This is a genomic window from Shewanella sp. 2_MG-2023, from assembly GCF_030548905.1.
In the GTDB taxonomy this organism is placed as follows: domain Bacteria; phylum Pseudomonadota; class Gammaproteobacteria; order Enterobacterales; family Shewanellaceae; genus Shewanella; species Shewanella electrodiphila.
The window spans coordinates 18,806-30,900 of sequence record NZ_JAUOSO010000007.1; the positions used below are offsets into that span (position 1 = coordinate 18,806).

Sequence of the window (12,095 nt, forward strand, 5' to 3'; positions counted from 1 at the left end):
TGGTCTTAAGTAATTTAGCCAATATAGATGAAGTACAAAACATAAACGGGTAACTCGTTTCTTTCCAAAAGTGAGTTTAAAAATGATTAAACTTTATTATAAGGAAGTGCCTTTCATTCTTAGATAAATTATCAAACTATTGCATATTTATCATTCATAGCACCTTAAATTTTTATCAAACATTGTTATGGCCGTACATAACCAATAAAAACCTATCATTTGATAGGTTTTTACATTTTAAGCGATGGCTAAAATGAGCTATCTAGCACTGACTCTTGGTATATACCAGTGGTTAGATACAAGTTGTTAGGTACGAGTTGTTAGGTACGAGTTGTTAGGTACGAGTTGTTAGGTACGAGTTGCTAGGAGTTTATCATTTCCAGTAAGGTTGATTACCAAGAGCACTTTTTCTAGAGTGCTCCATCGCAAAAAGTAAGCTTTGCTCTTTAGCTTCTAACCAGCTCGCAATATCCACATCACTGTCTTGGGTGATTTCAGATAATAATTGATAACTGCCTAATGTTTGGATCCCTAACGCCAGGTCTTGCCAAGGGGCGCGAAAGGCTTCTCTATCTTCAGCTTGATATAACTCACCATAAGCAAAGCCAACCAAAATACTTTCGTCTAATCTCTGGGCAACCTTTTGATAATCCAAACTGTCCATTGCAGCTGTTACCGGCATTAAATTAACAATTTTTTGCCAAGAGTCCTGCTGTAAATGATTAGCGAATAAGCCAAGTTCAGGGTAATCCACCATCTGATGGCTACCGTTAGTGGTTTTTAATAATAAATCGACTAATGATAATTGCAGTTGTCCATACTCTGGCACTTGCCAAAGGTGAGCCAGTTTATGGCTTGAAACCAACTCAGTGACTTTTGTCATCACGAGTTCGGTGATCACGGTTTTATCAGCGCGTTTACCAAGTAGCTTTTTTTGTTCATCTAAAATAAGACTTAAACTTTGCAATGGCTCAATGAACTGCATTTGCTGTTCTATTAATTCAAAATATTGCAAAACTTGCTTGTTAAGTAACCCAAATTGACTCAAGGTCAGCCTTAATAATCTGACACATGCCCTGAGCTGCATCCAAAGTTTAGCTTGATGAGGAATATCTCGGGTTTCAATCAATAAGGACTCAATGATTTGCCAACGCTCGATACCTGTTTCCAGTAATACTTCTAAGGTTTTTGGCAAGCTCTTGTCTGTTGGCAGACAAATGTAATCTATCTTCTCTAGCGGAGCTGAATGTTGGTGCCCAGATAATTGATAACCACGCTGCGCCTTGCTGGCTTTACCTAGTCGAACCGGAATAGTGCGCGCAACCTCTATAGCAAGATGTAATAAAGCCGAGGCTTCACCTGCTAATAATTCAAACTCAATTTCACAAATAGGCTCTGATTCACCGTTAGCAAGCACCTCACCGACATCAAATGCCACTTCAACTAAGCTACCTTCGATATAAATATGCCAAGCTTGGCGGGTAAAATTGGTCTCAAAAACACAATGTAGGTCTTGTTGTAATCCGTCGATATCCGCTTCATTTGGCCAGATGTCTTTAGGAAACAAATTAAGAGAGGGTATTTTTTGTTCAATAGGGACATTGTATTCAGGTCGTGTATGAATACCACCAATAACTGAGCCTGCAGTTTTAATGGTTTGCTCTGTAAAGTTTTCACTACTTCTTACCCGCAATCCCATCTTCCAACGACGAAGTTGTAATGCTGCTGTATCGAAATATTTATTGGATAATTCACGGGTATTTTGTGGTGTGGATTCGCTCATTCCATTGAGTAATTTAACTAGTAAATCATGGTATTGCGACTGCATAAACAGCTTCAGTTCTATCTCAGCGTCCATTGACTTTCTACTCACCTTGTCATTAAATCTTCATAAATGTGTCATGTTAAGTTCACAATGTCACATTTCTGTAATAAAAATCCCTTAGGATTGCGCAACTCAGTTCTATATACTGAGCGCTAATAACTGTAGATTAAATTAAAAACACAGTTTCAATATGCGGACGCTTGAGGTAACATGCGCCCGTTTTTCCAACTTTGGAATCATTAAATAGGTTAACCGCAATGCCAGTAAACTCTATTTTAGGTGTGTTTGCAAAATCACCCCTTAAACCATTAGAACAGCATATAGATAAAGTTCACGAATGTGCATCTTTACTCGTACCCTTCTTTGAAGCAACGACTTCGGGTGATTGGGATGAAGCTGTAAATGTACGTAAGCAAATTAGCTTATTAGAAAATGACGCTGACGCGCTGAAGCGTGAAATTCGTCTTACCCTTCCTAGTGGGTTGTTCATGCCTGTTGAGCGTACTGACTTGCTTGAGTTATTAACTCAACAAGACAAAATCGCCAACAAAGCTAAAGACATCTCAGGCCGAATTATTGGTCGCCAATTAGTGTTCCCTCAACCAGTTCAAGCACCGTTTAACGCTTACCTCAAACGTTGTTTAGATGCTGTCTCTCTTGCTAAGCAAGCAATTAACGAACTCGATGACCTTCTAGAAACAGGTTTCCGTGGTCGTGAAGTCGAATTAGTCGCTAAGATGATCAATGAATTAGATCTGATTGAAGCTGATTCTGATGATTTGCAGATCCAAGTACGTCGTTTACTACTAAGCTTGGAAGCAGATTTGAATCCTGTCGATGTCATGTTCATGTACAAAATCATCGAATGGGTTGGAGGCTTGGCTGATTTAGCTGAGCGTGTAGGCTCTCGCCTAGAGCTAATGTTAGCTCGCAGTTCATAACTAACAAGGTTATCAAGGAAACAACATGGTTGATGTATTAGTCACCAATGGCCCAATGCTAATTGGTATTGCGGCTGTATTTGGATTTTTGATGGCATGGGGTATTGGCGCAAATGACGTTGCCAATGCTATGGGTACCTCAGTAGGTTCCAACGCCATCACAATCAAACAAGCAATTATTATTGCAATGATCTTCGAATTTGCCGGTGCTTATTTAGCAGGTGGTGAAGTTACCAGTACTATTCGTAAAGGTATTATTGACGCAAGTTTCTTCGTTGAATCGCCTGAATTACTGGTATACGGCATGATCGGCTCTTTATTAGCGGCAGGTTTATGGTTAATCGCGGCGTCAGCATTAGGCTGGCCTGTATCAACAACTCACTCTATCATTGGCGCCATTGTTGGTTTTGCTGCTGTAGGTGTTGGTACTGAAGCGGTTGAATGGGGTAAAGTTGTTGGCATTATCGGCTCATGGGTGGTAACACCTGCAATATCCGGTTTCATTGCTTTCATGCTGTTCCAAAGTGTTCAAAAGTTAATTTTCAACACCGATGACCCACTCGCGAACGCAAAACGTTTCGTGCCTTTTTACATGGGACTTGCGGGCTTTATTATGTCGCTTGTGACTATCACAAAAGGACTTAAGCACGTTGGTTTACACTTCTCTACCGTTGAAGCATACGGTTTAGCACTTGCTGTTGCTATCGGTGTAGGGATCTTCGGTAGAGTGGCTATTGGTCGCTTAAACATGCCAACCAATGTTAACCGTCAAGCTGAGTATGCAAACGTAGAGAAAGTATTCGCTATCTTAATGGTTGTTACCGCTTGTTGTATGGCATTTGCCCATGGTTCAAACGATGTTGCTAACGCAATTGGCCCATTAGCGGCAGTTGTTTCTGTTGTTAACAGTGGCGGTGAAATTGAGTCTAAAGCAGCATTAGCTTGGTGGATTCTACCTTTAGGTGCTGTTGGTATCGTAATGGGTCTAGCTATCTTTGGTAAGCGCGTTATGCAAACCATTGGTAAAAACATTACTCACCTAACGCCAAGTCGTGGTTTTGCTGCAGAATTAGCAGCTGCTTCAACGGTTGTCATTGCATCTGGTACTGGTCTTCCTATCTCTACAACACAGACACTTGTTGGTGCTGTATTGGGTGTGGGAATGGCACGTGGTATTGCTGCAATTAATATCGGTGTAGTCCGTAATATCGTCATCTCTTGGGTAGTTACTCTCCCTGCAGGTGCCGCATTATCTATCTTGTTCTTCTTCACCATTAAGGGTGTATTTAGCTAAGATAGCGATTGCTATATTGCTTAAAAGGCCGGTCATGAAAATGTCCGGCTTTTTTGTGGCTCTTTTTTGAGTGTTAAAATGCCTAATAAACCGTGCAATAAAAGCAATGATTGCAGCGTTTTTGACTAATAATGCACATTTACATCAGTAATACCGCTTATTTAAATAAGTCTTTGACGTTCTTCCTTGCAATCAAGTCACTAAATAAATAGCATGACGGATAGTTCTAATGGTATGGAAAAATAACGTGTTCAGAATGCTTACATTAGTAGCCCTGCTACTGCTCTCAAAAGGTTTAATGGCTCAGACGCATTACATTACTGACGATGTGTTTATTTACATCCACGGTGGTCCAGGTACTCAGTATCGTATATTAGGCAGTATTGAAGCTGGCCAGACAATTACCTTATTAAACGAGACGCAAAACGATTACAGTAAAGTTCGTGATCATAAAGATCGTGAAGGCTGGGTAAAGTCAGACTTGATTGAAACAGGTTCAAGCTTGCGAACTCGCTTACCGATTATTGAAGCTGAATTAGCGCAAACAAAATCAACCTTAGCGCAATTAGATCAAAGTTCAGAATCTGTTGCACAACAGCTAACGTCTTCGAACAACCAAATTGCTTCGTTGCAATCAGAGTTAACAAAAGTCACTAATGAACGTGATACAGCTAACCAGCAGCTGCAATCGATTAAAGATAATGCTCAATCTAAAATGTGGCAACAAGGCGCATTGATTGCAGGTTTAGGCGCATTAATTGGCATTATTTTGGTTTATTTACCAAGACCACAGCGTAAACAGAAAAGTCGCTGGATGTAACTTCAGCTATTTAAGTGCACGCTATAAAGCCAATGCTCTGCATTGGCTTTTTTGTTGATTCCAATACAAGATCAAACCTGTTTTCTAATGCCCTTTATTCACCTTGTCAGTATTCAATTGCCCCTTACACGCGCATCAAAAACAACTGTAATCTGAAGCTAAATTAAACCAACGTGTTTGCGAGCCACTAGCTTTGCCTCACAACTTGCTTATTAATCCCGCTCACACAACATTTTTTATACGCAAATGTTAATTTTACAAAACGAAACCTAGTGTATTTTGTAAAAGTTCGCTCAGAAGCAAAGAAGTCTAGACGTCTAGATTGACACTAATTTGTAGATCTCCTATGCTTGCCAGAACTTAAGAAGTCATCATAATACGACTATTAATGAAGAGTTTGCTAAAGTACTCAATTGCATCCATAGACGCATAACCAGTATCACTGAAATAAAAAAAGAGAGACGACCTTGACGACAAAAAATACAACTACGACGAGCCCAGCCTCCTTTATCGCTTTATTGCCTCTATTCGCCTTTTTAGCCCTATTTATCGGTGCTGGCGTTTACTTTCAAAGCCAAGGGGTAGATTTCGCTTTTTATCAATTACCAAGTGTCATCGCTATTTTACCTGCGATTATTTTGGCGCTATTGCTATCGAAGCAAAAACTAAATCAGTCTATTGATACCTTTATTGCGGGTATCGGTCACAGCAACATCATCGCGATGTGTTTAATTTACTTACTCGCAGGTGCTTTTGCATCTGTTGCTAAAGCCACTGGTGGTGTTGATGCAACCGTTGCACTAGGTCTTTCAATGATCCCTTCAAGCATGTTGCTTCCTGGCTTCTTTGTTATTGCCGCCTTCATTGCAACCGCTATGGGCACCTCAATGGGCACCATTGCTGCTGTTGCGCCAATTGCTTTAGGTGTTGCTGACCAAGCGCAAATTGATTACGCCCTAATGGCAGGTGCTGTTATGTCAGGTGCGTTGTTTGGTGATAACTTGTCGATTATTTCTGATACCACCATTGCTGCAACCCGAACACAGGGCTGTGAGATGAAAGATAAGTTCCACGAGAACTTAATCTTTGCCTTACCAGCATCATTAATCACGCTTGTGCTATTTGCTTTTGCAGGCCAAGGACAAGCTGAGGTCGCCGCTCAAGAAATTGATATCATCAATGTTATCCCTTACTTAACGATCTTATTTCTAGCAGTAGCGGGTGTGAATGTGTTCGTTGTGCTAACCGTGGGTATTTTACTTGCTGGAGCAACAGGGCTGTTTGTAGCTGATTACGGTGTAATCCAGTTCGGACAAGATATTTATGCTGGTTTCACTAACATGCAAGAAATCTTCATCCTTTCAATGCTTGTTGGCGGTTTAGCTGCACTAATGCAGCAGCAAGGTGGACTGAAGTTTGTCAGTGAAAAAATTGAATTACTAATCAAACGTTTCTCAAAAGCTAAAGGCGGTCAGTCAAGCCGAGCAGCTGAATTAGGTATGGCCAGTATTGTTGCAGCCACCAATACCTGTGTGGCAAACAACACTGTATCAATTGTCGTTGCTGGTGATATTGCTAAAGATTTAGCTCAAAAACATGGTGTTGAACCTAAACGTGCTGCAAGTGTATTAGATATCTTCGCTTGTATTGTTCAGGGTCTTATCCCTCATGGCGCCCAAGCATTATTGATAGCATCTACATTTGCTATTAGCCCATTAGCAGCCATCTCTTACGCTTGGTACTGCATGATTTTAGCGGTAGTCGCTGTAGCCATTGTGATTTTACGCAAGCGTAACTAATCAGCGCAGTTAGACGATAAGTTTAACGCTTTTAAAACCTGATATAGAAATGCCAACTGGCAATTTATATCAGGTTTTTTGTATCTCCCTCTTAATAAAATATGTCGATTAGTGATAATCTGTCACTAACAATTAGTTAACGAAAGCAGATATTAAGCCATTCATGAGTCAAACAATTGAAGCCAATAAACATTACGATTTACATTTAATGATTATTTTCATGTCTTTAGCGACGGCGTTGATCAGTGGTTTGGGGATTAGTACTGCACTTATTGCTGAGGTTGCTCGATTAGGAGTCAGTCCATTAAGTATTCGCGCTGACACCTTAGGCGACTACATGAGTTCGCCTTTAGCGATTGTATATAACATGGGCTTAGTGATTGGCGGCGCTTGTTTGATGCTTTCGATGCTGGCGCGATATTATGTTTTTACCGATGTATATAGCAGGATCATTACCATTACTGGCGCTATTCTAGGGGTATTAATTGTACTGATTGGTATTTTTCCAATTAACTTTCTTGAGCAACATCGTTTCTTTTCAACTGGTTATCTCATTTGTACTTTTCTACTGCACAGCTTTTGTTTCATTGATTACTTTAGAAAAAAAAGTTCACTTTCAACATCTTTATTTGGCTTTAACATTATTGGGCTAATTTTCTCTATTGCGTTAATGTATTTACTCAACTGGTCTACGCTTGATTTTGATCCTTGCACTCATAGAGTCGGCGATATTTGTTGGGTGTCTTTAGTCATGTGGGTACTGACTCAAGCCAATATATTATGGTGTGTCTTGCTGGGGCTAAATATGAAAAAAATGATTAAGTTTCAGCAAAAACAGCTATCAAACCTCACCTTTGCGAGCGATTAACCTTGTCAGTTAATATGCGTTTAGAACAATACCTCGCCCATTGTGGTGTCAGCTCAAGACGTCAAGCTCAGCGACTTATTGCTGCTGGTCGTGTCAGTTTTAACGGCCAACAGGCATCACCATTAGATAGAGTGAATCAATCTGCTGTTAATCCTAATATCTTATTGGATGGTGCGCCAATTGCCCCTATTGAAAGTAAACAGTATTGGCTGTATCACAAACCTGTAGGCATTGACTGCCGCTTATTGCCCGACCTTCCATCTAGTCTTATCCATATTCTACCGCCCGCTCCTAGGCTCTATCCTGCTGGTAGATTAGATAAGGATTCACGCGGGCTGTTATTGCTCACAAATGATGGTGAATTAACCCACCGATTAATGCACCCAGATTTTGGCCATGAAAAAGTGTATCTAGTAACAGTAGATCGCCCTTTTAATGATGAGTTTATTGAGAAAATGAGCCAAGGGGTAAGCTATCGTGATGTCACCACTAAACCTTGTAAAGTTACCGCAGTCAGTGAGAATCAATTTCAAATTACGTTGACCCAAGGTTTAAACCGACAGATCCGTAGAATGGCTAAAGCTCTAGGCTATAACGTGATTGATTTGGTGCGTATGAGTATAATGAATTGTGAACTTTTGAACTTAGCAGAAAAACAAATGCGGCCCCTAGAGGCCGCAGAAATTTCGGTTCTAAGGCACCTACTGAAACTCTAGATGCCTGTAATGTATGAACCTTCTACTTAACGATTTCCATCTCTTCAAGTAAGTTATCAGCGTTATCTAAGTATTTCATAACCCATAACATGTAACGGCTGTCCACTTGAATTGAACGGTTTGTCTCAGGATCGTAACCCCAATCACCAATAATACTCTCGTAAACACCATCAAATAGTAACCCCACCAGTTCAGCTCGACCATTTAAGGTAGGTGAACCAGAGTTACCACCGGTTGTATCAAGAGTTGATAAGAAGTTAACCGGTACAGAATCTAGAGATTTAACATAGTAATCGCCGTATTGCTTTTGGTTAATTAACTCAAGCTGTTTAGCTGGAGAGTTAAAAGGCTCGACACCAGTATCTTTCGCAACAATGCCTTCTAAACGAGTAAAAGGAACCGCCACTAATCCATCTTGTGGACTATAACCTTTCACATTACCAATGGTGACACGTAAACTTGAGTTAGCATCAGCATATACAGGCTTATCAAGTTCACGGTTGTAAGCGATAATCGCATCCATATACTGCGGGCGTACTTTCATTAAATCACCAGCAAGCTGCTTATTATCTAGCTCACGCTGCATTCTTTCATCATACGTACTAACAGCATATTGAATGAATGGATCTTTTGACTTCTTAAATTCAGCAACCGACTTATCCATCCACGCTAAGCGCGTTTCTTTGTCAGATAACGTAGTTTTAGCGTACATGTTATCAAGGTGCTTAGTGAATTTAGCTTCATCAAATGGCTGACCGATTGCAAATGCTTTATCAAAAGCTGCTAGACGGTATTCGCTTGGCAATGCTGCATATCGTTTAATCAAATCTGCAAGGATGGCTTTATCCACACTAGCGGCATAACGACGCTCAATACGCTCCATTCCAGAAGTGAAATTAGTCATATCACGTTCTTGATAGCCTGGTTCACGATCCATATCTGGCAAGGTTTTTTCATTAGCAAGACGGTATAAACGACCCGCTGTACTCATCATGCTGCTATAGCCCATATAGCTCATCAGCACGTCACGCTCTTGACCTTGTTGTTCTTTAGCGATCAACTTATCAAGTTCAGCTAAAGTCTCACCATACTGCGATTGACGCTTCTTATCAGCTTTAATCCAATTAGCCAGTTTTTGCTCCAAGCCCTTACGCTCTTCAAGCATTGGCGATTTGCCATAAAACTCAATCATTGAAGTAAAGTTTTTAGCGTAGTTCGCTAAACCTGCAATAGCACTTTCATACTTAATGCGTTCGTCACTGCCTTCTGGCGCAGTTTCTTTGATGATTTCAATTAAACGCTCACGTAGTACTTTCCCTTCTGGGTAAGCCCATTCAAACTGATTTTCTACTTCGTTAGCTGTGCGGTAACGGTTTGTACGACCTGGATAGCCTGCTACCATCACAAAATCACCGTCACTCACACCTTTAGCTGATACTTTTAAAAAGCTTTTTGGCTCATAAGGCACGTTGTCTTTACTGAAATCTGCAGGTTTGCCATCTTTACCCACATAAGCGCGGTAGAATGAGAAATCACCGGTATGGCGCGGCCACATCCAGTTATCAATATCACCACCATATTTACCCACGCTCGCAGCTGGATTATAGGTTAAGCGAACATCACGAATTTCCATTTGTTTAACTAAATAATACTCAAGTCCACCGTGGAAACTATATACCTTACAACGGTAACCATCTTCAGCTTCACACTCAGCTACAAGGGCTTTCTCTTTTTGCTCAATCCCTTTATAAAAATCGTTACCCACTTTATTCATTTCGCCAGATTTAACTTGATCAGTTACATCAGTCACTTCTTCTGTTACAAAGATGCGTGAACCAGGCGTTGCAGGTAATTCGTCTGCATAGGTTTTTGCTAAGAAACCATCTTTTAATAAGTTCTTTTCTGGGGTTGAGTTGTACTGAATTGAGCCATAAGCACAATGATGGTTAGTGACAACTAACCCTTTTGGAGAAACAAATGATGCAGTACAACCGCCCAAGCTAATCACTGCGTTCATTGGGTATTCTGTCAATTTAGATATCGATTTCACATCAATCTCTAGCCCTTTTGCTTTTAACTCATCAGCCATTGCTGGGAGTTGATAAGGCTGCCACATCCCTTCATCTGCTTGTGCAGCAAATGAGGCCACGATTGCGGCGCTTAATAACCATGTTTTCATTGTAATAATTCCATTTTATAAGTGAGTGCACATCTAGCTTATTAACCTGATTTCAGGTTTATTATTCTTTTACGCCTATAAACTGCAGCACAATTATTGAAATGACAGATGATATAAAGCTCTTCTGTCCTTTGTGCTTGTTAAACACTTTGCGTATTTAACACATAAAAAAGTCAGGCATATAGCCTGACTTTATCATATCGAAAGAAGTTAAGAACAGTGGTTGTAAAACTCCGTTACATTCTTGTTGCATTACTTTCAACAATATCCACTTTTTAAAGTCGCTTTTGAAGTAACTTTTGAAAAATTAGCCTAATGCCACCATTAGCTGAGCTAAAACAATCAGCGCACCCAAGATACCAGCAACACCCATAGCAAAGTTACCACCACTCACTTCATAACCGCCCATTTGCGCTTTACGTTGTTTTAGCGCCATCGCAATTGGCAAGAAAATAATCATAACGACTAACGGTATTGCTGCAAATCCCAGTACTTGGAAAAAGCCATCAGGGTAATACAGTGCACAAAGTAATGGTGGTACAAAGGTAATCAACCAGGTTTTAGCACGACCAGCAGCATCATCTCTTGCACGGGTTAATTCTGCAACATAGTCAAATAAGCTCATGGTCACACCTAAGAAAGAAGTGATCAGTGCAAGATTTGCGAATAAATCAATAAACTGGCTCACGATAGCTGACTGAGCCACAGCCTGCAGCGCACTGACTAACTCAGGCAATGAACCTGCAAAGCCATGAACGGTTTCGCCGCCCAATGTACCAAGGGTAACGAGTAACCATAAGATGTAGCAAAATAGCGGAATAGTCGAACCTATTAATAGGATCTTTCTCAGTGACACTGCGTCACCATCAAGGTATCTAACGATGGTAGCAATACACACGTGGAAACCAAATGACGTAAACACCACTGGAATTGCTGCCAACCATAATTGATCCAGCTTATCGCCTTCAGCAACATTAGCTGAGAAGTTAGTTAACGAGGCAACAATATTAACTTCAGGTAATAAGAAAGCTACCACTAATACTAATAACACCACCATAGCGGTAAAAAGGACTCGTGAGACTTTATCAATCCACTTGACGCCCACGGCGATAATACCGCCAAAAAACAGCGTAAATAGTAATACTGAAATTTGATTATTTAAGTCTACGCCTAGTAACGGCTCTAAGCGGGATTCAAGTAATGAGGAACCGCCCATTAAATACACCATCGTCAGTGCAAATAATAAACTTAGGAAGGATGCACCTTGGATCAGTTGGCCTACTTTACCTAATGTTTTACCCGTAATGCCATGCACGTTGTCACCAACACCTGCACGTAAATTAATCTCTAACATCAGTAATGAGGTGTAAGCTGATAATCCCCAAATCACTACCAGCAACAAAATTGCTGGCATAATACCTAATGCTGCTGTCGCAAGGGGCAAAGCGAGCATGCCCCCACCAATCGCAGTTCCAGCCACAATGGCTATTGAGCCAAGCATTTTTAAATTCAAAACATGAGTCCCATTTAATTATTGGTCGTTATTATATTGCGCAGCTGAAGTCTTATTAATGATTCATGCTACTCATTTGACAGTATCAGATGCTTCTTGTAACAAGCAATAGGTATAGAGAGATAAAGGCTTACAAGCCC

At 40.6% G+C, this 12,095-nt stretch carries 9 protein-coding genes; 6 read left to right on the forward strand and 3 right to left on the reverse strand.

Translation table 11 applies throughout. The features are described 5' to 3' along the window. Positions 1 to 373: 373 nt before the first annotated feature. Entirely contained in the window at positions 374 to 1,858 is a 1,485-nt protein-coding gene (locus tag Q4600_RS08690) for an inorganic triphosphatase (RefSeq protein WP_303515363.1), read from the reverse strand. A gap of 224 nt (positions 1,859 to 2,082) precedes the next feature. Here Q4600_RS08690 and Q4600_RS08695 point away from each other — a divergent pair, with 224 nt between their 5' ends. The 6 genes from Q4600_RS08695 (at position 2,083) to Q4600_RS08720 (ending at position 8,263) form a co-directional block, all read left to right on the forward strand. After that, positions 2,083 to 2,766, forward strand: coding sequence for a TIGR00153 family protein (locus tag Q4600_RS08695; protein ID WP_229371395.1), 684 nt, complete (start codon positions 2,083 to 2,085; stop codon positions 2,764 to 2,766). 25 nt (positions 2,767 to 2,791) lie between these two features. Beyond that, positions 2,792 to 4,060 carry an inorganic phosphate transporter gene (locus Q4600_RS08700; protein ID WP_102528229.1) on the forward strand — a complete coding sequence of 423 codons (1,269 nt, stop codon included), beginning with the start codon at positions 2,792 to 2,794 and terminating at the stop codon, positions 4,058 to 4,060. Positions 4,061 to 4,358: 298 nt separating this feature from the next. Next, complete coding sequence (locus Q4600_RS08705) at positions 4,359 to 4,880, forward strand: TIGR04211 family SH3 domain-containing protein (RefSeq protein WP_248955522.1); 522 nt, start codon at positions 4,359 to 4,361, stop codon at positions 4,878 to 4,880. Between the two features lie 467 nt (positions 4,881 to 5,347). Next, entirely contained in the window at positions 5,348 to 6,679 is a 1,332-nt protein-coding gene (locus tag Q4600_RS08710; protein ID WP_303515369.1) for a Na+/H+ antiporter NhaC family protein, read from the forward strand. Positions 6,680 to 6,842: 163 nt separating this feature from the next. Further along, entirely contained in the window at positions 6,843 to 7,547 is a 705-nt protein-coding gene (locus tag Q4600_RS08715; protein WP_102528226.1) for a hypothetical protein, read from the forward strand. A gap of 14 nt (positions 7,548 to 7,561) precedes the next feature. Then, on the forward strand, positions 7,562 to 8,263 hold the full coding sequence (locus Q4600_RS08720) for a 23S rRNA pseudouridine(2604) synthase RluF (RefSeq protein WP_102528310.1): 702 nt from the start codon (positions 7,562 to 7,564) through the stop codon (positions 8,261 to 8,263). 22 nt (positions 8,264 to 8,285) lie between these two features. Here Q4600_RS08720 and Q4600_RS08725 read toward each other — a convergent pair whose 3' ends face one another. Both Q4600_RS08725 and Q4600_RS08730 read right to left on the reverse strand, forming a co-directional pair. Further along, on the reverse strand, positions 8,286 to 10,442 hold the full coding sequence (locus Q4600_RS08725) for a S46 family peptidase (RefSeq protein ID WP_229371404.1): 2,157 nt from the start codon (positions 10,440 to 10,442) through the stop codon (positions 8,286 to 8,288). Between the two features lie 307 nt (positions 10,443 to 10,749). Then, positions 10,750 to 11,955 carry an amino acid permease gene (locus Q4600_RS08730; protein ID WP_102528224.1) on the reverse strand — a complete coding sequence of 402 codons (1,206 nt, stop codon included), beginning with the start codon at positions 11,953 to 11,955 and terminating at the stop codon, positions 10,750 to 10,752. Between the last annotated feature and the right edge of the window lie 140 nt (positions 11,956 to 12,095).